The organism is Propylenella binzhouense (assembly GCF_009866965.1).
GTDB lineage: Bacteria > Pseudomonadota > Alphaproteobacteria > Rhizobiales > Afifellaceae > Propylenella > Propylenella binzhouense.
The window spans coordinates 1-20680 of record NZ_SPKJ01000053.1 but is presented as its reverse complement, the minus strand read 5'-3'; the positions used below and the strand labels follow the sequence as shown (position 1 = coordinate 20680).

The window sequence follows — 20680 nt, the reverse complement described above, 5'->3', positions numbered from 1 at the left end:
GCGCGCCGAGGCTCTTCCGAGGAGCGACGGCCGACACGGACACCCATTGTGCGATGGAAACGGTGTTCCGGATCGAACGGGCGAGGCTCATCGGGGGCCTCGCCCGCTTCGTGCGCGACGTGGACCACGCCGCGGAGCTCGCGCAGGACACCCTCGTCACCGCGCTCGCCGGATGGCCGAGAACCGGCGTTCCGGACAATCCCGACCGCACCCGCCGGGACCGCCTCCTGATCCGGCGCGGCGGCGCCCGGACGCTATTGCGCCGGGACCGGGGCCTCGCTCCAGTGCGCAACCGCGTCGGCGATCTGGAAGCCGCCCTGCCAGATCATTTCCAGCGCGACGTAGAAGATGATCAGGAGGCCGACCCAGGCGAGCCAGTGGTAGCGGTCGAGGAGCCGGGCGACGAGCGTCGCCGCGAAGCCCATGAGCGCGACCGAGAGCAGGAGCCCGAGGCCGAGGACATAGGGATGCTCGTGGGCCGCGCCCGCCACCGCGAGCACGTTGTCGAGCGACATCGAGACGTCGGCGAAGATGATCTGCCGCATCGCGGCGGCGAAGGTCTTCTTCGGAACGGCGCTCGCCTCCTCCGCGTCGAGATCGTTCTCGATCGCCTCCACGCCGGCATGCTCGGCGCGCTGCTGCCTGAGTTCGCGGTAGAACTTCCACGTGACCCACAGGAGCAGGAGGCCGCCCGCGAAGATGAGGCCCACGACATGGAGCATCTCGACGGCGACGGCGGCCATCAGCAGGCGCAGCACCACGGCACCGAGAATGCCGTAGAAGATGACCTTCTTCCGTATCGCATCCGGCGCGCCCGCCGCGGCCATGCCGACGACGATTGCGTTGTCGCCGGACAGCACGACATTGATCAGGAGAACCTGTAAGAAAGCAAAGACTTCCGCACTCAATTCTGCCGACATCGGACCCCTCGTCTTCGACACAGGGAGCGCCGCCCGTCCGGCGGGGCCGCCCCAGGCTTCACCATCTCGGGCAAGCGCATCACACGAGAACGCCCGACCTCGGCCGGGCGTTCTTCATCGGGCCGGCAGAGCCGGCCGCCCGCGGCGTTCTTCATCGGGCCGGCAGAGCCGGCCGCCCCGGGCGCGCTGCTACTCTGCCGCTTCCCTCGCCGGCTCATAGGCATGCTCGAGCCGCGCCGCGCAATACTTGAATTCCGGAATCTTCCCGAACGGGTCGAGCTGCGGGTTGGTCAGGATGTTCGCCGCCGCCTCCGCATAGGCGAACGGGATGAAGATCAGGCCCGGCGGGATCGCGCCGTCCACGCGGGCCTTGAGCTCGATCGAGCCGCGCCGCGTGGCGACCCGGATCTTCTCGCCCGACCGGAAGCCGTGACGCTCGAGATCGCGCGCCGAAAGATAGGCGACCGCCTCGGGCTCGAGGTCGTCGAGCACGCTCGCGCGCCGCGTCATCGATCCGGTGTGCCAGTGCTCGAGCTGCCGGCCGGTGCTGAGCACCATCGGATAGTCGGCATCCGGCTCCTCGGCCGGCGCGACGAGCTTTGCCGGCACGAAGCGCGCGCGGCCGCTCGGCGTCGGGAAGCCCTCCGTGAACACGATGTCGGCGCCCGGCTCGTCGGGCGAAGCGACCGGGTAGGTGACCGAACTCTCGCGTGCGACGCGCTCCCAGGTGATGTTGGCGAGCGAGGGCATCGCCTTCGTCATTTCGGCGAAGACCTCGCGCGGATGGGCATAGGTCCAGTCGAGGCCGAGGCGCTTCGCGATCTCCACGATGAGATCGAGATCCTGCCGCGCCTTGCCGGGGAGCGGCAGCGCCCTGCGCCCCATCTGCACCTGGCGGTTCGTGTTGGTGACCGTGCCGTCCTTCTCGGGCCAGGCCGAGGCCGGCAGCACCACGTCGGCATATTTCGCCGTCTCGGTGAGGAAGATGTCCTGCACGACGAGATGCTCGAGCATGGCGAGCGCCTCGCGGGCGTGGCTCACGTCGGGATCCGACATGGCCGGGTTCTCGCCCATGATGTACATGCCGCGGATGTCGCCCTCATGGACGGCGTCCATGATCTCGACCACGGTGAGCCCGCGCTTCGGATCGAGCGGCGCGCCCCAGAGATCCTCGTAGAAGGCGCGGACCTCCGGGCTGTCGACCGGCTTGTAGTCCGGGAAGAACATCGGGATGAGCCCGGCATCCGAGGCGCCCTGAACGTTGTTCTGGCCGCGCAGCGGATGAAGCCCGGTGCCCGGCCGACCGACCTGGCCGGTGACGAGTGAGAGCGCGATCAGACAGCGGGCGTTGTCGGTGCCGTGGATGTGCTGCGAGACGCCCATGCCCCAGAAGATGATCGCCGCCTCGGCGCGCGCGTAGAGCCGCGCGACCTCGCGCAGCTTCTCGGCCGGGATGCCGCAGATCTCGGCCATCTTCTCCGGCGGATAGTCGCGGACATTGGCGACGAGCGCCTCGAACTCCTCCGTGTGCGCCTGCACGTACTGGCGATCGTAGAGCTCCTCCTCGATGATCGTGTGGAGCATCGCATTGAGCATCGCGACGTCGCGGCCGGGCTTGAACTGCAGCATGTCGGTCGCGTGCCGCATCAGGACGGTGCCGCGCGGATCCATGACGACGAGGCGGGCGCCGCGCTTCACCGCGTTCTTGAAGAAGGTCGCCGCGACCGGATGGTTCTCGGTCGGGTTCGCGCCGATGACGACGATGACGTCGGCATCCTCGGCCGCCATGAACGGTGCCGACACCGCGGCGGAGCCGACGCCTTCCATCAGGGCCGCCACCGAGGAGGCGTGGCAGAGCCGGGTGCAATGGTCGACATTGTTGGTGCCGAAGCCGGTGCGCACCAGCTTCTGGAACAGGTAGGCCTCCTCGTTGGAGCCCTTGGCCGAGCCGAACCCGGCGAGCGCGCCGCCGCCCCGCTCGTCGCGGATCCGCTTCAGGCCGCCGGCGGCGCGGTCGAGCGCCTCCTCCCAGCTCGCCTCGCGGAAGTGGGTCCACGGGTTCAGCGGATCGATGTCGACATCGTGCTTGGAGACGCCCTCGCGCCGGACGAGCGGCACGGTCAGCCGGTCCGCGTGGTGCACGTAGTCGAAGCCGAAGCGACCCTTGACGCAGAGCCGGTTGCGGTTCGACGGGCCGTCGCGGCCCTCCACGGCCACGATGCGGTCGTCCTTGATCTCGTAGGTGAGCTGGCAGCCGACGCCGCAATAGGGGCAGACGCTGTCGACCTTGCGGTCCGGCGCATTGGCGAAGATGCCGGCCTCGTCGACCTGGGTCGCCGGCATCAGCGCGCCGGTCGGGCAGGCCTGGACGCATTCGCCGCAGGCGACGCAGGTCGAGCCGCCCATCGGGTCGTCGAAATCGAACACGATCTTCTCGAGATGGCCGCGCGCGGCCATGCCGATGACGTCGTTGACCTGCACCTCGCGGCAGGCGCGGACGCAGAGCGTGCAATGGATGCAGGCGTCGAGCTGCACGGCCATGGCGGGATGGCTGAAATCCGCGACCTTGCTCGGCCGCGCCAGCGCCGGGAAGCGGCTGTCGGTGACCTCGACCCGCTCGGCCCAGTTCCAGAAGCGCGAATCGGGATCGTGCGCGACGATGCGGTCCGGCTGGTCGGCGGCAAGGAGCTCGAAGACGAGCCGGCGCGAGCTCTCCGCCCGCTCCGATGCGGAGTTCACCTTCATGCCCGGCGCGGGCTTGCGGATGCAGGAGGCGGCGAGCACGCGCTCGCCCTCGATCTCGACCATGCAGGCCCGGCAATTGCCGTCCGGCCGGTAGCCGGGCTTCGGCGAATAGCAGAGATGCGGGATCTCCGTGCCGTTCCGGTTGGCGACCTGCCAGATGGTCTCGCCGGGATGCGCCTCGACCTCGGCGCCGTCCAGGAAGAACTTGATCGTGTCGGTCATGAAGACCTCCTGTTCATCATCGGCGCCGCCGCCCACCCGCGCGCTCAGGCCTTCGGCGCGAGGTCGTCACGGAAATGCTTCAGCACCTGCTTGACCGGGTTCATCGCCGCCTGGCCGAGACCGCAGATCGAGGCGTCGCCCATCACCTTCATCAGGTCGGAAAGCAGCGCCTCGTCCCAGGCCGGCCGCTCCATCAGCGCGACGGCCTTCTCGGTGCCGACGCGACAGGGCGTGCACTGGCCGCAGCTCTCGTCCTCGAAGAAGCGCATCAGGTTGAGCGCCACCTCGCGCATGTCGTCCCGGTCGGACAGCACCACGACGGCGGCCGAGCCGATGAAGCAGCCATGCGGCTCGAGCGTGCCGAAATCGAGCGGAATGTCGGCCATCGAGGCCGGCAGCACGCCGCCCGACGCCCCGCCCGGAAGATAGCCCTTGAGCGTGTGTCCGTCCTGCATGCCGCCGCAATATTCCTCGACGAGCTCGGCGAGCGTGATGCCCGCCGGGGCGAGCTTCACGCCCGGCTCCTTCACGCGGCCGGAGACGGAGAAGGTCCTGAGCCCCTTGCGGCCGTTGCGGCCGTGGCTGGCGAACCAGGCGCCGCCCCGCTCCAGGATCTCGCGCACCCAGAACACCGTCTCGACGTTGTTGATGAGCGTCGGACGGCCGAACAGGCCCACCTGCGACGGGAACGGCGGCTTGTGCCGCGGCAGGCCGCGCTTGCCCTCGATCGATTCGAGCATCGCGGATTCCTCGCCGCATATATAGGCGCCGGCGCCGCGACGGAGATGGATCTTCGTGTGGCGGGCGAGCCCCGCCTCCTCGACCCGGGCGATCTCGCGGAGCAGGATCTCCCGGCACTGCGGGTACTCGTCGCGGAGATAGATGTAGACCGCCTCCGCCTCCACGGCCCAGGCGCCGATCAGCATGCCTTCCAGGAAGCGGTGCGGGTCGCGCTCGAGATAGAAGCGGTCCTTGAACGTGCCCGGCTCGCCCTCGTCGCCGTTGATCGCCATCAGGCGCGGCCCGGGCTCGGCGCGCACGAAGCGCCATTTGCGCCCGGTCGGGAAACCCGCGCCGCCGAGGCCGCGAATCCCGGAATCCTCGAGCGCGGCGATCACGGAATCGACGCTGCGCGCGCCGGAAAGGCATTCCTCGAGGATCCTGTAGCCCCCGCCGGCGACATAGCCGGCGAAATCGGTGTAGTCGGGCACGTGCGGATGGAGCTCGCCGTCCCGGACCGCGCGCGCGACGCTTTCCGCGGTCGCGTGCTCGTGGAGCGAATGGCCGATCGCGGTCACCGGCGCGCTGTGGCAGCCGCCCATGCAGGGGGCGCGCACGACGCGCACGCCCGGCCCGAGCGTGCCGGCGAGCTCCGAAAGGAGCGTCTCCGCCCCCATCATCGCGCAGGTCAGGCTGTCGCAGACCCGCACCGTGACCGGCGGCGGCTCCGGCTCGCCGTCCACGACGATGTCGAAATGCGCATAGAAGGACGCGACCTCGTAGACCTCGACGAGGGCGAGGCGCATTTCCTGCGCGAGCGCCGCCAGATGGCGCGCATGCAGGCAATGGTAGCGGTCCTGCAGGAGGTGCAGGTGCTCGATCAGGAGGTCGTGGCGGCGCGGCCGGTCGCCGAGCAGGGCGCGGACCTCCTCGAGCGCGCGGAAATCGACCTGGCGGCCTTTCGGCGTCGGGCGGGTCTTCCGGCGGCCGGAGCCAGGATGGACGCTCCGGGCCGGCGGCTCGGCTCCGTTCCCGACACTGCCTGAATTGTGGATGTTCATCCGGGGTCCGATCTGTTGGGAGCCGGGGCGCCGCCTGGTACGGCGCCCCGCGTCTCATGCGGTCAGAGCAGGCCCGCGCCGCGCGCCCACTTGTACTTCGCGCCGAGCACCTCGACCGGCAGCTCGGTCGAATAGGCGTAGGCCGGGATGCCGTTGAGGTAGAGGTACTCCGCGGCCTCCTCGACCTCGATGTCGCCGGCGAGCGAGGCGACCATCGGCTTCTCGATGCCCTTCGCCTTCATCTCCTCCTTCACCTCGACCATCAGCTTGGCGAACACCATCGGCGGCGTGATGATGGTGTGCCAGTAGCCCAGGATGAGCGAGTGGATGCGCTCGTCCTGGAGCCCGAGCCGGACCGTGTTCTGGTAGGTCGTGGGCGGCTCGCCGCCGGTGATGTCGACCGGGTTGCCGGCCGCGCCGAAGGGCGGGATGAACTTCCGGAACGCGGCGTCGAGATCGTCCGGCATCGCCATCAGGCTCATGCCGTTGTCGACCACCGCGTCGGAGAGGAGCACGCCGGAGCCGCCGGCGCCGGTGATGATGACGACGTTCTCGCCCTTCGGCGTCGGCAGGATGGGAACGCCGCGGGCGAACTCGAGGAGCTGCCGGAGCGAGCGGGCGCGGATGACGCCGACCTGCTTGAAGACGTCCTCGTAGATCTTGTCGTTGCCCGCGAGCGCGCCGGTATGCGAGCTCGCCGCCTTCGCGCCGGCCGAGGTGCGGCCCGCCTTCAGCACGATGACCGGCTTCTTCTTCGACACGCGGCGCGCTACCTCGGCGAAGGAGCGGCCGTCCTTCAGGTCCTCGCAATGCTGGGCGATGACCTTGGTGTTGTCGTCCTGCTCGAAGAAGGTGAGGAGATCGTCCTCGTCGATGTCGGACTTGTTGCCGAGGCCGACGATCGCCGAGACGCCCATCTTGGCCGAGCGCGAGAAGCCGATGATCGCCATGCCGATGCCGCCCGACTGCGACGACAGCGCCGCGGAGCCCTTCACGTCATAGGCGGTGCAGAAGGTCGCGCAGAGATTCTGCGGCGTGTAGTAGAAGCCGTAGATGTTCGGCCCCATCAGGCGGATATTGTACTTCCGCCCGATCTCCTGGATCTCCTGCTGGCCTTCCACATTGCCGGTCTCGGCGAAGCCGGACGGGATCAGCACCGCGCCCGGGATGCCCTTCTCGCCGCATTCGGTGAGCGCCTGCGCCACGAACTTGGCGGGAATGGCGAAGACCGCCACGTCGATCGTGCCCGGAACGTCCTTGACGCTCTTGTAGGCCTTGTAGCCGAGGATCTCCTCGGCCTTCGGATGGATCGGGTAGATCTCGCCCTTATAGCCGCCGTTGATGAGGTTCTTCATCACGGAATTGCCGATCTTGCCGTCCTCGGAGGACGCGCCGATCACCGCGACCGCGTTCGGCCGCATGATCCGGTTCATCGCCGTGACGATCTCGTCCTGGCTCGGGCGGTAGCGCGGCTCCTTCGGCGCGAAATCGACCACGATGCGGACGTCGGCGGCGATCGCGCCCTTCGCCGTGGCGAAGACCGGGTTGAGGTCCATCTCGGCGATTTCGGGGAAGTCGCTGACGAGCCGGCTCACCTTCTCCAGCAGGTCGGCGAGCGCCTCGCGGTTGACGGGCTCGCCGCCGCGGACCCCCTTCAGCATCTCGGCCGCCTGGATGCCGTCGAGCATCGAGAGCGCCTCGTCCCTGGAGACCGGGGCGAGCCGGAAGGTGATGTCCTTCAGCACCTCGACGAGCACGCCGCCGAGGCCGAACGCCACGAGCTTGCCGAACGAGCCGTCGGTCACCGCGCCGACGATGACCTCCTGGCCGCCGGTCAGCATCTGCTGCACCTGCACGCCGTCGATCTTCGCGTCCGCCTTGTAGCTCTTCGCGTTGGCGAGGATCGTGTCGTAGCCCTTCGCCACCTCCTCGGCCGACTTCAGGCCGACGAGCACGCCGCCCGCCTCCGTCTTGTGCAGGATGTCCGGCGAGACGATCTTCAGCACGACCGGGTAGCCCATGCGCTCGGCGAGCTGCCGCGCCGCGTCGGCCGAGGTCGCCACGCCCTCCTGCGGCACCGGAATGCCGTAGGCGTCGCAGACGAGCTTGCCCTCGGGCGCGGTGAGCGCGCTCCGGCCCTCCGCCTTGACCCGGTCCAGCACCGCGCGGACGGCCTCGCTCGCGCCGCCGGCGGCCGGTGTCTCTTTAACAGCCAGATTGCTCATGGACTCCTCCTGGAACTTCGTGCGTCCTGTCGCGGCTGGGCACACCCGCCGAAGACCTTCGCGCGGGCGAAGGGCGGGGCCGCCGCGGCCTTGTCGTTGGCGGACGGGCCTGCCCGGCCCGTCCGCGCCGGTGCTATTCCGCCGCCTGGCGCCGGATGTCGCCGATCGCCCCGGAAGACTCGATCTCCGCGATGTCGTGGTCGGCATAGCCGAGCACGTCGCGCAGGATCTCCTCGGTGTGCTCGCCAAGCAGCGGCGAGCGCAGCACGTCGGCCGGGCTGTCGGAGAGCTTGATCGGATTGCCGACGGTCAGGTACGTGCCGCGCGTCGGATGCTCCACTTCGACGAGCGTACCCGTCGCCCGCAGCGACTGGTCCTCGGCGAGCTCCTTCATCGAGAGGATCGGACCGCACGGAATGTCGTACTCGTTCAGGATCTCCATGGCCTCGAACTTCGTCTTGGTCATGGTCCAGTCTTCGATCGCGCCGAAGATCTCGTTGAGGCGCGGCAGGCGGGCGGCGGGCTTGGCATAGTCCGGATGGGTCTTCCATTCCGGCTTGCCGATGACGTCGCAGATCGCCCCCCAGACCGGCGCCTGGGTGATGAAGTAGATGTAGGCGTTGGGATCCGTCTCCCAGCCCTTGCACTTCAGGATGCGGCCGGGCTGGCCGCCGCCGGAATCGTTGCCGGCGCGCGGCACGGCATCGCCGAACGGGACGCCCTCGCCGTACTGGCTGTATTCCGTGAGCGGACCGTGCGCGAGGCGCTGCTGGTCGCGGAGCTTGACGCGGCAGAGATTGAGGACGCCGTCCTGCATGGCGCAGGTGACGCGCTGGCCCCTGCCGCTCTGCGTGCGGTGGTAGAGGGCCGTCACGATGCCGAGCGCGAGATGGAGGCCGGTGCCGGAATCGCCGATCTGCGCGCCGGTGACGAGCGGCAGGCCGTCGCGGAAGCCGGTCGTCGAGGCCGCGCCGCCGGTGCACTGGGCGACGTTCTCGTAGACCTTGCAATCCTCGTAGGGACCCGGGCCGAAACCCTTGATCGAGGCCATGATCATGCGCGGGTTGAGCTCCTGGACGCGCTCCCAGGTGAAGCCCATCCGGTCGAGCGCGCCCGGCGCGAAATTCTCGACGAGGACGTCGCATTCCCGGATGAGCCGCTCGAGGACCGCCTTGCCCTGCGGGTTCTTGCTGTCGATCGTGATCGAGCGTTTGTTGTGGTTCAGCATCGTGAAATAGAGGCTGTCCACGTTGGGGATGTCCTGCAGCTGGCCGCGCGTGATGTCGCCGACCCCCGGCCGCTCGACCTTGATCACGTCGGCCCCGAACCAGGCGAGGAGCTGCGTGCAGGTGGGGCCGGATTGCACGTGAGTGAAATCGAGGATGCGTACGCCCTCGAGTGCCTTGCCCATCTAAAGTCCCTCTCTGTGACGTATCTTCCCGGGGAGGGCACGGCGCCGGAGCGCCGTGCTCCGGATCCCTATTTGTACATCGTCTGGGCCTTGGTGCCCGGCGCGTATTCGCGCGGGTCGACCCAGATGTTGACGACCGCGGACTTGCCGGTCCGGGCGATCTGCTCGCGGGCGCGCTGCAGCGCCGGCTGGATCTCGGAGGCCTCGCGGACCTCCTCGCCATAGCCGCCGAGCATCTCGGCGAACTTGCCGAAGGGCACGTCGCCGAGCAGGTTGCCGACATTGCCGCGCTGCTCGCCATATTTGGTGATCTGGCCGTAGCGGATCTGGTTCATGGCCGAGTTGTTGCCGATCACCGCGAGGTAGGGCACGCCGAACCGGTTCGCCGTCTCCATGTCGAAGGCGGTCATGCCGAACGAGCCGTCGCCGTAATAGCAGAGCACCTCGGCGCCCGGGCGGGCGATGCCGGCCGCGATCGCGAAGCCGGTCCCGACCCCGAGCGAGCCGAGCGCGCCCGGGTCCATCCAGTTGCCGGGGCCGCGCGGACGCACGGCCTGGGCCGAGATCGTCACCACGTCGCCGCCGTCGCCGATATAGATGGTGTCGTCGGTCAGGAACTCGTTGAGCTCCCAGGCGACCCGGTAGGGATGGATCGGCGACTGGTCCGACTTGAAGAGCGGCATCAGCTTCTCGGTCGCGGCCGCCTCGGCCTGCTGCAGCTGCTCCATCCACTGCTTCCGGAGCTGCCGCTTGCCGTTGTCGATATGCGCCGTCGCGGCGTCGAGCACGGCCTTCAGGATCGCGCCGGGATCGCCGACGAGGCCGAGCGTGATGTCGCGGTTCTTGCCGACCGTGCGGTAGTCGAGGTCGATCTGCACGAGGGTCGGGCAGGTGATGCGCTTGCCGTAGCCCATGCGGAAATCGAACGGCGTGCCGACGATGACGATCGCGTCCGCCTTGGCGAAGGCCTGGCTGCGGGTGCGGTCGAAATGGTGCGGGTCGCCCGGCGGCAGCAGGCCGCGGCTGGCGCCGTTGAAATAGCCCGGAATGTCGAGGCCGCGGAGCAGCGCGATCGCCTCCTCGTGGCCGCGCGCGGCCCAGACCTGCTGGCCGAACAGGATCGCCGGGCGCTCGGCGTTCACCAGGATGTCGGCGAGCTTCTCGATATCGCGCGGATCGCCGATCGACTTGGTCGAGGCGCGGTAATGGCCCGGCTCCGGTAGCACCGCCTTGGACATGTCGATCTCGCGGTCGAGCACGTCGCGGGGGATCTCGAGATAGGCCGGACCGTAGGCGCCGGCAAAGGCCTCGCGCGCGGCCATCGAGACCATGTCGGCCACCCGCTCGGTCGACATGACCGTCGACGCGAACTTGGTGATCGGCTTCATCATGTCGACATGGGGCAGGTCCTGGAGACCGCCCTGCTTCCACTGCGAGAGCGAGGTCTGGCCGCCGATATGGAGGACCGGGCTCTCCGAGCGGAACGCGGTGGCGATGCCGGTGACGGCATTGGTGCAGCCGGGGCCGGCGGTCGTCACGACGCAGCCGAGCCTGCCGGTCTGGCGCGCATAGCCGTCGGCGGCATGGGCCGCGACCTGCTCGTGCCGGACGTCGACGATCCGGATGCCCTCGTCGACGCAGCCGTCATAGATGTCGATGATGTGGCCGCCGCACAGCGTGAAGATGGTGTCTACGCCCTCGGCCTTCAGCGCCTTGGCAACGAGATGTCCGCCGGAGACGACGTTCGTGTCCCGGCTCTTCGCCTTCAGCGTGTCCTCAGCTGTGGTCGTCTCGGCCTTGGCGGCCAGAGTTGCAGTTGCCATTGGTGCTCCTCCTAGGCAGTGTGTCCGGCGCAGCGCCTGTCCCGGCGGCTCCGGCCCGTTCTTCCGTCGAGCCTCAGCCGAGGAAATCCCCGTGCTTCTCGACATGGTCCCTGAGCCCGAGCGTGTGCTCGCGCACCAGCCTTTCGGCGAGGTCGGCGTCGCGCGCGACCAGGGCGTTGATGATGTTGCGGTGGTCGACGACCGACCGCTCGGCGCGGTTGTCCTGGCGGATCGTCACCTTGCGGATCGCCCGCATGTGGATGAACAGGTTCGCCGTCATGTCCTCGATCAGCTTGCAGCCGCCGAGCCGGATCACCGCCTGGTGAAAGGCGATGTTGGCGTCCGAATATTCGCTGATGTGGTCGGCCGGACGCTCCCGCTCGTACTCCGCGAAGAGATCCTTGAGCTTCTGGAAATCGGCGTCGCTCGCCGCCTTGGTGGCAAGCCGCGCCGACATGCTCTCCAGCGCGGCCCAGACCGCGATCATGTCGAGGATCTCCTGCTTCGTCTTGCGCACGACGAAGATGCCCCGGCGCGGCACGGAGCGGACGAAGCCCTCCTGCTCGAGCAGCGTGATCGCCTCCCGCACCGGCGTGCGGCTCACGGCGAGGTCCTGCGAGAGCTGGCGCTCGTCGAGGCGGATCTCGTCGGGATGGTCGTAGATGTCCATCTCCGTGATCGCCCTCTTGAGCGTCTCGTACGCCATGTTCCGGAAGCTCACGCTCGTATCGAGCGGCTGAACGCGGATCCGCGGCGGCGCACTCACCTGCTCCAAATCATGTCCTCCAGTGACCGGCTGCGGCGTGGCCGCCGCAGCCCCTTCGTATCAGGTATACAATACACCACATCCAAAACCGGATCACAAGGTCTCGCTGGCGCGTCCCGGCGGACGGTTGCGGAACGCGTTGAGCCCGAGCGCGATCAGCGGCCAGAACAGCATGATCATGGAAAGGGCGACCAGCGTGCCGACCAGCGCATTGTCCCAGAAGATCGAGAGATCGCCCTGGGAGGAGAGCATCGCCTGGCGGAACGAACTCTCCGCCATGTCGCCGAGCACGAGCGCGAGCACGAGCGGCGCGAGCGGGTAGGACAGCTTCTTGAAGACGTATCCGAGCACGCCGAAGATCAGCATGACGGAGATGTCCATCAGCGCGTTGTGGACCGTGTAGGCGCCGATCGCGCAGATCACGATGATGATCGGCGCGATGATCGAGAACGGGATCCGGAGGATCGCGGCGAAGAGCGGCACGGTGGTGAGCACCACGATCAGGCCGGCGACGTTGCCGAGATAAATCGAGGCGATCAGGCCCCAGACGAAGTCCTTCTGCTCGACGAAGAGCAGCGGCCCCGGCTGCAGGCCCCAGATCAGCAGGCCGCCGAGAAGCACGGCCGCGGTCGGCGAGCCGGGAATGCCGAGCGTCAGCATCGGCAGGAGCGCGCTGGTGCCGGCCGCGTGCGCCGCGGTCTCCGGCGCGAAGACGCCTTCCATCTCGCCCTTGCCGAAGCGGGCGCCGTTGCGCGAGAAGCGCTTGGCGAGGCCGTAGCTCATGAAGGAGGCCGGCGTCGCGCCGCCCGGCGTGATGCCGAGCCAGCAGCCGACCAGCGAGCCGCGGAGCGCCGTCAGCCAGAACTTGGGAAGCTTCTTCCAGGTCTCGAGCACGATCTTCATGTTGATCGAGGCGCTCTTGCCGCGGAAGGCGAGGCCCTCCTCCATGGTCAGCAGGATCTCGCCGATGCCGAAGAGGCCGATGACCGCGATCAGGAAGTCGAAGCCGCGCAGGAGCTCGACCGAGCCGAAGGTGAGCCGGAGCTGGCCGGTGACGCTGTCGATGCCGACGGCGGCGAGCGAGAAGCCGAGCATCATTGCGGCGAGCACCTTGAAGGGCGATTCCCTGCCCATGCCGACGAAGCTGCAGAAGGTCAGGAGATAGACCGCGAAGAACTCGGCCGGGCCGAAGCGGAGCGCGAAGTTCGCGATGATCGGGGCGAGGAAGGTCAGCACCAGCACCGCGACGAAGGCGCCGATGAAAGAGCCCGTGAAGGCCGTCGTCAGGGCCTCGCCCGCCCTGCCCTGCTGGGCCATCGGATGGCCGTCGAAGGTGGTCGCCACCGACCAGGGCTCGCCCGGGATGTTGAAGAGGACGGAGGTGATGGCGCCGCCGAAGAGGGCTCCCCAGTAGATCGAGGAGAGCATGATGATGGCCGAGGTCGGCGACATCGAGAAGGTGAGCGGGAGCAGGATCGCCACGCCGTTGGCGCCGCCGAGGCCAGGCAGCACCCCGATCAGGACGCCGAGAATGATGCCGACGAACATGTAGACGATGTTCATCGGATCGGAGAGGACCGCGAACCCGTCGATAAGAGAGATGAATGCGTCCAAAGGAGTTCCTCCGTCGTGCCGCCCGGGCCGGCCCCCGCCGGAGCGGTTGGGTCCGCTCTCGGCTCATCTGATCGGCCTCAAACCAACGGCGGCACAGGTCCGAGTTGGGAAGTTGGACGGGGCGCGCCCGTCAGTATCCGAGAGCGGCTTCGATCGGCCCCTTCGGGAGCGGCACGAGAAACCAGATCTCGAACATCATGAAGGTGATCAGCGGAACCGCGACCGCCACCGGAATGACCTTGTAGACCGGGTACTTGCCGAGCCACCACATGAAGAAGGCGATGAACAGGGCAGAGGAGAGATAGATGCCGAGATAGCCGATCAGGACGACGAACACCGCCGTCGGGATCAGCACCCTCAGGACCAGCGCGAGCTGCGAGCGCTGCACGAAGTTGGAACGGTCGGGGGCCCTCGTGACGATGTTGCTGACGAAGGTCACGGCGCTCGAAAGGAACATGATGAGCGCGATATAGAACGGGAAGTATCCGGCCTCGGGGCCGTCGCTCGCCCACGACGCGCCGATCCGGCGGCTGTCCCACATGACGAGGATCGAGACGGCGATGAAGCCGGCCGAGACGACGAGCTCCATCACGCGCGTCGAAACGGTGTGCTCGTTGCCGGATTCGCTTCCGGGGGTAACATGGGTCATCGGGGAAACCTCTTTGCCGGCGCAGGCGCGCCGATATCAAGAGGGCCCCGGCGCGGCGCGCCGGAGCCCTGGTCGTCACTTGGCGAGGAAACCTGCCTTGGTCATCAGGTCCTTGTGCGTCTCCGCGGCCTTGGCGAGCCAGGACTTGAACTCGTCTCCGGTCATGAACGTGGTGTTGAAGGCACCCTTGTTCATGAAGTCCTTCCATTCCTGCGTCTCGCGCACCTTCTTGAACACGTCGACGTAATAGGCGACCTGCTCGTCGGTGACCCCGGGCGGCATGAAGATGCCGCGCAGCATCAGGTATTCCACGTCGAGCCCGGCCTGCTTGCAGGTCGGGATGCTGCTCCAGCTCTCGCCGTTCACCAGCTCGTCCTTGTAGGGCATGGGCTGGCTGTCGAAGACGCAGAGCGGGCGGAGCGCGCCGGCGCGGTAGTGCGACACGCCCTCGATCGGGTTGTTCACGCTCGAATTGATGTGATTGCCGACAAGCTGCGCCGCGACGTCGCCGCCGCCCTTGAACGGGATGTAGGTGAGCTTCTTGCCGGTCGTCTGCTCGAGCGCGGCCGTGATGATCTGGTCCTCCTGCTTGGAGCCAGTGCCGCCCATCTTGAACTCGTTGTCGTTGCCGGCCTTGATCGCGTTCACGTAGTCGGCGGCGGTCTTGTAGTCGCTGCTCGCGTTCACCCAGAGCACGAACTCGTCGAGCGCCAGCATCGCGACCGGGGTCATGTCCTCCCAGCTGAACGGCACGCCCGTCGCAAGCGGCGTGGTGAACAGGTTCGAGAGGGTGATGATGATCTTGTGCGGGTTGCCCTTGCTGTTCTTCACGTCGAGGAAGCCCTCGGCGCCGGCGCCGCCCGACTTGTTGATCACGACGAGCGGCTGGGACATCAGCTTGTTCTTCTGGATGACGCCCTGCAGCATGCGCGCCATCTGGTCAGCACCGCCGCCGGTGCCGGCCGGAACGATGAATTCGACCGTCTTGGTCGGTTCCCAGGCCTGCGCCGTTCCGGGAACGAACGAAGAGCCGACCGCGACCATAGCGGCAACGGCGACTCCGTGCAGGATCGAGCGTTCGATCTCCCACTTCATCAAGCTTCCTCCCTTGGTTACTGACCCGCTTGCACGAGGGCTCAGGGTATTCAGCATATTGTATATCAGGAGGAGCGGCAAATCTCTTTTGTGCTGCTGAGCACAAGAACCGGCGCCGGACTTGCTGCAGCGCGGCAAGTGCCCGAACCGGCGCGGGTTTTCATTTGATGACTATTATAGTATTGTTTTCTGCCGGGTGCTGGGGTACCGGAGCCAACCGCCGGGCACCCGGGTCAAGCCGGGCATCGCGACAAGGCAACGGCAGGGCGCCGGAGCGGAAGAGGCGCGCGCCGGGACGGCAACCGGCAGTCGAAGAAGGGCCCTGGGCTCCCCACTGTCGTCATCGCCGGTCTTGATCCGGCGGGGCACATGCGCCGCCCCGCCCCCTGTCGTCATCGCCGGACTTGATCCGGCGGGGCACAGGCGCCGCGCCGCGCCCTTGTCGTCATCGCCGGACTTGATCCGGCGAACCAAGGAGGTCGAAGCAGAGCGGACGCCGATGGATGCCCGGGTCAAGCCCGGGCAATACGACAGAGCAAGCGGCCAGGGCTTGAACGGAACGAGCGGCAAGGCGCGGGAGCGGAAGAGGCGCGCGCCGGGACCGGGAAGGCGGCCGGGCGGCGGTCAGGCCGCTTGCTTCAACGAAGCGGCCGCGACGTTCGCGTTCGCCTCGATGCCGGCGTTCGCCACGGTCGGGACAACGCGTGGCGCGGCGGCGATCGGCGCCTCGGCGGCAGCGCGCGTATCGAGGAGCATGGAAAGCGCGAACCGGGGATCGCGGACGGCCGCCTCCGTGACGACGGCGACGAGGCCGCCGACGGCGGCGGCAAGAACGGCATATTCGACGACGAGGCTCGGCATGGGGATCTCCCTTGTTCGGCCATCAAGGTAGCGCATCCGCGATCTGTGGCATACAGTATTTTGTATTCCAATGGCGCATGGCAGCCATGCAAGAGAGGGAGGACGGCGCTCTCCGGATCGCCGGACCAGGGTCGGCAGAGGGTGGCGCGGCGGCGCCGAACGCTGCGCGCGTCCAGGTGCTTCCTCTTGGAGGGGGCGCGGGCCCCTGCCTCGCCTTCCCTGTCGTGATCGCCGGACCTTGATCCGGCGATCCGGGGAGCGCTGCGGCGCCGGTCGGGGGCCGCTGGATGCCCGGTCGAGCCCGGACATGACGACGGAGAATGCTGCAGCCTTGAAGACGCACCTCCCGCCGCGTGCCGCATCCATCCCCCTCCCCCTCGTGGGGAGGGGCCAGGGGAGGGGGTCCCGGCACCGAGACAGCCCGGCTGCGGCGGACCGGCCACCGCGTCCGGGGCCGTCCGGCACGACGCCGACGAACCGGCCGCGCCGCATCGGGAAGGAAAGGTCGTGCATGCCCCCACCCCAGCCCTCCCCCGCAAGGGGGGAGGGAGCGCGCCGTGCCTCCGCGAGGTGCAGGCGAGAGGGGCTCCAAGAGAGAGGCATCCGCCCGCCGTCGCGCCGGCGGACCGTCGGGGCGCACCGCGGCCCCTTCGGATCCATCCCCGCCCTCATGCCAAAGCGCGGGGCGGAGCCAAGCCTCGAACCGGGATGACGGCCCGGACCATCCCCTCCCCTCCCCCGGCGATCCCGCTTTCCTCGGCTGTCTTCCTCCGCTATTCACGGGGCAAGGAGCATTGCCATGGACCAGTTCACCACCCTCACCGCCGTCGCCGCACCGCTGCCGATCGTCAACGTCGACACGGACATGATCATCCCGAAGCAGTTCCTGAAGACGATCAAGCGGACCGGGCTCGGCAAGGCGGCCTTCTACGAGATGCGCTACAACGAGGACGGGACCGAGAACCCCGACTTCGTCCTCAACAAGCCGGCCTACCGCCAGGCGCAGATCCTCGTCGCCGGCAACAATTTCGGCTGCGGCTCCTCGCGCGAGCACGCGCCGTGGGCGCTCAAGGATTTCGGCATCCGGTGCGTGATCTCGACCGGCTTCGCCGACATCTTCTACAACAACTGCTTCCAGAACGGCATCCTGCCGGTGGTCGTCTCGCCCGAGGATCTCGACAAGCTGATGGACGACGCCTCGCGCGGCGCCAACGCGACGCTCACGGTCGACCTCGAGGCGCAGGAGATCCGCGGGCCGGACGGCGGCACGATCCGGTTCGAGATCGACCCCTTCCGCAAGCGCTGCCTGCTCGAGGGGCTCGACGATATCGGCCTGACCCTCGAGAAGAACGCGACCATTGCGGGCTTCGAGAACAGGCTGCAGGGCGAGCGCCCCTGGGTGTAGGCTCCTTCCGGACGCGGCGGCGCGAACCTTGCCCGCCGCGCGATCGGGGGGAACCATGGACGCCGACACGCTGCGCGCGCTGCAGGCGCCGCTCAAGGAGCGCTATCGCGACGAGCCCGGAGCCGCCGTCGTTCTGCTGCGGGCCGAAGGCGCGCTCGACGGGAGCGGGATCGCCTGCCGCGTCGAGACCGGTCGCGCGCTGGTGACGGCCGGGCTCCACCCGGCGACCGGGGGCTCCGGCCTCGAGGCCTGTTCGGGCGACATGCTGCTTGAGGCGCTCGTCGCCTGCGCCGGCGTGACGCTCCGCGCGGTGGCGACCGCGATCGGCGTCGAGGTCCGGGGCGGCACGGTGCGCGCGGAGGGCGAGCTCGACTTCCGCGGCACGCTCGCAGTCGACCGGGAGGCGCCGGTCGGCTTCCGTTCGGTCCGCCTCGCCTTCGACCTCGACACGGATGCGCCGCAGGAGAAGCTCGACCAGCTCCTGAAGCTCACGGAACGCTATTGCGTCGTGCTCCAGACGCTGCGGAACCCGCCTGCGCTCGCGGCGGAGCTGCGCCCGTCCTCCCCTGCCCCCTGAGTGCCGGCCGCGCCGCCCGCATGCCCGGTTGCGCCCGAGGCGGCCTGCCGCTAGCAAGTGCCGACTTCTTCGTCAGGCGGACAATAATGACCTACAAGCTCCTTCTCCTGCCCGGTGACGGCATCGGTCCCGAGATCATGAACGAGGTGCGCGAGATCCTCGGCTTCATGGACCAAGCGGGCCTCGCTTCCTTCGAGCTCGAGGAGGACCTCGTCGGCGGCGCTGCCTACGACGCGCACGGCGCCGCGATCAGCGAGGAGGCGATGGCGAAGGCGCATGCCGCCGACGCCGTGCTCTTCGGCGCGGTCGGCGGGCCGAAATGGGATCGCGTCCCCTATGACGTGCGCCCGGAGGCGGGCCTCCTCCGGCTCAGGAAGGAGCTCGACCTCTTCGCCAATCTCCGGCCGGCGATCTGCTACCCGGCGCTCGCGGATTCCTCCTCGCTGAAGCGCGAAGTGGTCGAGGGCCTCGACATCCTGATCCTCCGCGAGCTGACCGGCGGCACCTATTTCGGCCAGCCGAAGGAGATCGTCGACCTCGGCAACGGCCAGAAGCGCGGCATCGACACGCAGGTCTACGACACCTACGAGATCGAGCGGATCGGCCGCGTCGCCTTCGAGCTCGCCCGCACCCGCCGCAACAAGGTCACGTCCATGGAAAAGCGGAACGTGATGAAGTCCGGCGTGCTCTGGAACGAGGTCATGACCGACCTGCACCGCAGGGACTATGCCGATGTCGAGCTCGAGCACATGCTGGCCGATGCCGGGGCGATGCAGCTCGTTCGCTGGCCGAAGCAGTTCGACGTGATCGTCACGGACAACCTCTTCGGCGACATCCTCTCCGACGTGGCGGCGATGCTGACGGGCTCGCTCGGCATGCTGCCGTCGGCCTCGCTCGGCGCGCCCGACCCCGTGAGCGGCAAGAGGAAGGCGCTCTACGAGCCCGTGCACGGCACCGCGCCGGACATTGCCGGCAAGGGCATGGCCAACCCGATCGCCATGATCGCCTCGCTCGCGATGTGCCTGCGCTATTCCTTCGGGCTGACCGACCTCGCGGCGCGGCTCGAGGCCGCGATCGCGAACGCGCTCGAGAGCGGCCTCAGGACGGCGGACATCATGTCCCCCGGCATGACGCAGGTCGGCACGAACGGCATGGGCGCCGCCGTCCTGACCGAGTTCGAGCGGCTCTCGGCCTGACGCCGGGGCGCGGCGCCTCCCTGCCCGGGCGGGCGCCGGCCGCGCACGGAATGGGCCTCAGGGCCGGGACCAGGCGATCGTCGGCGCCTCGCGCCAGGCGAAGCGCTCGATGTGGCGGGCGACGGTGGTTTCGGTCGCCGCGAGGCGCTCCTCGTCCTCCGCCTCGACTTCGAGCGTCAGGCCGTCCGCCCCGGCCGTGAGCAGGCACGCGCCATTCGACAGCCGGACGGACCCCTTCCCGTCCGCATAATGGGCCTCGGTCTTGTGCCCGAAATGCTTGCACATCTGCTGGGCGTAGCGCTCGGCGTTGCCGGTCGCGATTCTTGCCTGGGAACGAACCATTCGGAATTCCTCGCTTCTCACAAGACTGGAGGGATGGCGCCGCGCCGCCGCGCTGCGGCATGGACCGCCGGGTCGAGCCCGGCGACGGAGAGGGAGGCGGCATGCGGCCTCATCCGACCGGCAGGTCCGGATGCCGCGGCAGCCAATAGGCGACGGTGAGCCCGCCGATCGGCTTCCGGTAGGGGTGGAAGACGCGGCGTCCGTCCGGCCGCGCCAGCTCCGTCACGATGATCTCGTCCTCGATCTCCCGGGAATCGGCATTGAAATAGCGCTCCTCCTCGGCGTCGAACCATTTCGGGTAGAAGCCGGTGTCGACCGCGGGAATGCCGAGGATGCGCGCGAAGAGCGGCAGCCGGATCTCGTCGTGGCAGAGTTCGGGCACGTCGAGGCCGGCATAGCGCCGCACGAAATCGCCGGGAAGGCAGCACCCCGTGCCGATGCAGGCGTCGAGGGGACCGCGGAAGCCGTAGCGCTCGCGGGCGAAGCGGACCAAGGCGCGGAGCTCGGAGGCCTGCGCCGCGTCGGTCGTCCACCACCAGCGGTCGGCCACCTCGGCGAGCGGCCGCAGGCCCGAAAGGCCGAGCGCGCCGGCCGGGACCCGGCGATAGGCCTCCCGGAGCGGCTCGCAGAACACGAGGTCCCACTGGACCAGATAGAGCCGGTCGAAGCGGAGCCCGCGCCCGATCCGGCGGTACCAGCGGCTCACCGCGAGGTCGCCGTTCTGCCATTTCCAGCGGCGGTCCGGGTGGTCGAGGTGGTAGAGGCTCTCGAGCGAGCCCGCCAGCCGCCGCCGCGCCTCCGGCAGATCGCCCGCCTCGCCGCCGAAGACGCCGTGGATGGGCAGCCCGGGATTGAGCGCGCGCAGGAGCCGCAGATTGTCCGCGCAGACGTCGAAGTCGCGGTGGAAGACGAAGAGGGCGATGTCGGTCATCTGGTCCGCCGGAGGATGGGAGGAGTGCGGCGATCCCGCCGCGCGAGCGATGGCGGCCGCGCCGGCCGCCGGCGGGGCCTATTCCGCCGGTGCCGGCAGCGGCGCGCCCGCGCGCCT

The 20680-nt window shown here is 68.6% G+C and carries 16 protein-coding genes; 3 read left to right on the top strand and 13 right to left on the bottom strand.

Annotated features, from left to right (window positions below; translation table 11 throughout):
- Positions 1 to 254 precede the first annotated feature (254 nt).
- From E4O86_RS14525 to E4O86_RS14475, 11 genes are all read right to left on the bottom strand, one after another.
- On the bottom strand, positions 255 to 920 hold the full coding sequence (locus tag E4O86_RS14525) for a TerC family protein (protein WP_161141273.1): 666 nt from the start codon (positions 918 to 920) through the stop codon (positions 255 to 257).
- Between the two features lie 189 nt (positions 921 to 1109).
- On the bottom strand, positions 1110 to 3887 hold the full coding sequence (gene fdhF, locus E4O86_RS14520; RefSeq protein ID WP_161141272.1) for a formate dehydrogenase subunit alpha: 2778 nt from the start codon (positions 3885 to 3887) through the stop codon (positions 1110 to 1112).
- 44 nt (positions 3888 to 3931) lie between these two features.
- Positions 3932 to 5668 (bottom strand): NADH-ubiquinone oxidoreductase-F iron-sulfur binding region domain-containing protein, encoded by a 1737-nt coding sequence (locus E4O86_RS14515; RefSeq protein WP_161141271.1) that lies wholly within the window; start codon positions 5666 to 5668, stop codon positions 3932 to 3934.
- A 62-nt stretch (positions 5669 to 5730) separates the two neighbouring features.
- On the bottom strand, positions 5731 to 7893 hold the full coding sequence (locus E4O86_RS14510; protein WP_161141270.1) for an acetate--CoA ligase family protein: 2163 nt from the start codon (positions 7891 to 7893) through the stop codon (positions 5731 to 5733).
- Positions 7894 to 8026: 133 nt separating this feature from the next.
- Positions 8027 to 9304 carry a formyl-CoA transferase gene (gene frc, locus E4O86_RS14505; RefSeq protein WP_161141269.1) on the bottom strand — a complete coding sequence of 426 codons (1278 nt, stop codon included), beginning with the start codon at positions 9302 to 9304 and terminating at the stop codon, positions 8027 to 8029.
- 68 nt (positions 9305 to 9372) lie between these two features.
- Positions 9373 to 11127, bottom strand: coding sequence for a thiamine pyrophosphate-binding protein (locus tag E4O86_RS14500; RefSeq protein ID WP_161141268.1), 1755 nt, complete (start codon positions 11125 to 11127; stop codon positions 9373 to 9375).
- Positions 11128 to 11200: 73 nt separating this feature from the next.
- Complete coding sequence (locus tag E4O86_RS14495; protein WP_425500131.1) at positions 11201 to 11893, bottom strand: GntR family transcriptional regulator; 693 nt, start codon at positions 11891 to 11893, stop codon at positions 11201 to 11203.
- 93 nt (positions 11894 to 11986) lie between these two features.
- Complete coding sequence (locus tag E4O86_RS14490) at positions 11987 to 13507, bottom strand: tripartite tricarboxylate transporter permease (protein ID WP_161141267.1); 1521 nt, start codon at positions 13505 to 13507, stop codon at positions 11987 to 11989.
- A 130-nt stretch (positions 13508 to 13637) separates the two neighbouring features.
- Positions 13638 to 14156, bottom strand: coding sequence for a tripartite tricarboxylate transporter TctB family protein (locus E4O86_RS14485; protein WP_161141266.1), 519 nt, complete (start codon positions 14154 to 14156; stop codon positions 13638 to 13640).
- 75 nt (positions 14157 to 14231) lie between these two features.
- Positions 14232 to 15251, bottom strand: coding sequence for a Bug family tripartite tricarboxylate transporter substrate binding protein (locus E4O86_RS14480; protein ID WP_161141265.1), 1020 nt, complete (start codon positions 15249 to 15251; stop codon positions 14232 to 14234).
- A gap of 624 nt (positions 15252 to 15875) precedes the next feature.
- Positions 15876 to 16112: a hypothetical protein gene (locus E4O86_RS14475; RefSeq protein WP_161141264.1), complete on the bottom strand. Its 237-nt coding sequence runs from the start codon at positions 16110 to 16112 to the stop codon at positions 15876 to 15878.
- A 799-nt stretch (positions 16113 to 16911) separates the two neighbouring features.
- On the opposite strand from E4O86_RS14475, the gene leuD reads away from it, so the two are divergent.
- The 3 genes from leuD to leuB all read left to right on the top strand — a co-directional run bounded on the left by leuD (position 16912) and on the right by leuB (position 19290).
- The gene (leuD, locus tag E4O86_RS14470) at positions 16912 to 17517 is read left to right on the top strand and encodes a 3-isopropylmalate dehydratase small subunit (protein WP_161141263.1); all 606 of its coding nucleotides are present in this window, start codon (positions 16912 to 16914) and stop codon (positions 17515 to 17517) included.
- 55 nt (positions 17518 to 17572) lie between these two features.
- On the top strand, positions 17573 to 18094 hold the full coding sequence (locus tag E4O86_RS14465) for an OsmC family protein (protein ID WP_161141262.1): 522 nt from the start codon (positions 17573 to 17575) through the stop codon (positions 18092 to 18094).
- Between the two features lie 83 nt (positions 18095 to 18177).
- Entirely contained in the window at positions 18178 to 19290 is a 1113-nt protein-coding gene (leuB, locus tag E4O86_RS14460; RefSeq protein WP_343039169.1) for a 3-isopropylmalate dehydrogenase, read from the top strand.
- Positions 19291 to 19347: 57 nt separating this feature from the next.
- On the opposite strand, the gene E4O86_RS14455 is transcribed toward leuB, so the two are convergent.
- Together E4O86_RS14455 and E4O86_RS14450 are read right to left on the bottom strand one after the other, a co-directional pair.
- Positions 19348 to 19632 (bottom strand): DUF2218 domain-containing protein, encoded by a 285-nt coding sequence (locus tag E4O86_RS14455; protein WP_161141260.1) that lies wholly within the window; start codon positions 19630 to 19632, stop codon positions 19348 to 19350.
- A gap of 109 nt (positions 19633 to 19741) precedes the next feature.
- Positions 19742 to 20563: a hypothetical protein gene (locus E4O86_RS14450; RefSeq protein WP_161141259.1), complete on the bottom strand. Its 822-nt coding sequence runs from the start codon at positions 20561 to 20563 to the stop codon at positions 19742 to 19744.
- Positions 20564 to 20680 lie beyond the last annotated feature (117 nt).

What these genes read in the sequence shown, in the direction of transcription:
- E4O86_RS14455 (WP_161141260.1), bottom strand. Translation starts at nt 19,632, where the DNA reads ATGGTTCGTTCCCAGGCAAGAATCGCGACCGGCAACGCCGAGCGCTAC.
- E4O86_RS14465 (WP_161141262.1), top strand. Translation starts at nt 17,573, where the DNA reads ATGGACGCCGACACGCTGCGCGCGCTGCAGGCGCCGCTCAAGGAGCGC.
- E4O86_RS14500 (WP_161141268.1), bottom strand. Translation starts at nt 11,127, where the DNA reads ATGGCAACTGCAACTCTGGCCGCCAAGGCCGAGACGACCACAGCTGAG.
- E4O86_RS14510 (WP_161141270.1), bottom strand. Translation starts at nt 7,893, where the DNA reads ATGAGCAATCTGGCTGTTAAAGAGACACCGGCCGCCGGCGGCGCGAGC.
- leuD (WP_161141263.1), top strand. Translation starts at nt 16,912, where the DNA reads ATGGACCAGTTCACCACCCTCACCGCCGTCGCCGCACCGCTGCCGATC.
- E4O86_RS14450 (WP_161141259.1), bottom strand. Translation starts at nt 20,563, where the DNA reads ATGACCGACATCGCCCTCTTCGTCTTCCACCGCGACTTCGACGTCTGC.
- E4O86_RS14475 (WP_161141264.1), bottom strand. Translation starts at nt 16,112, where the DNA reads ATGCCGAGCCTCGTCGTCGAATATGCCGTTCTTGCCGCCGCCGTCGGC.
- E4O86_RS14515 (WP_161141271.1), bottom strand. Translation starts at nt 5,668, where the DNA reads ATGAACATCCACAATTCAGGCAGTGTCGGGAACGGAGCCGAGCCGCCG.
- E4O86_RS14480 (WP_161141265.1), bottom strand. Translation starts at nt 15,251, where the DNA reads ATGAAGTGGGAGATCGAACGCTCGATCCTGCACGGAGTCGCCGTTGCC.
- E4O86_RS14525 (WP_161141273.1), bottom strand. Translation starts at nt 920, where the DNA reads ATGTCGGCAGAATTGAGTGCGGAAGTCTTTGCTTTCTTACAGGTTCTC.
- frc (WP_161141269.1), bottom strand. Translation starts at nt 9,304, where the DNA reads ATGGGCAAGGCACTCGAGGGCGTACGCATCCTCGATTTCACTCACGTG.
- E4O86_RS14485 (WP_161141266.1), bottom strand. Translation starts at nt 14,156, where the DNA reads ATGACCCATGTTACCCCCGGAAGCGAATCCGGCAACGAGCACACCGTT.
- fdhF (WP_161141272.1), bottom strand. Translation starts at nt 3,887, where the DNA reads ATGACCGACACGATCAAGTTCTTCCTGGACGGCGCCGAGGTCGAGGCG.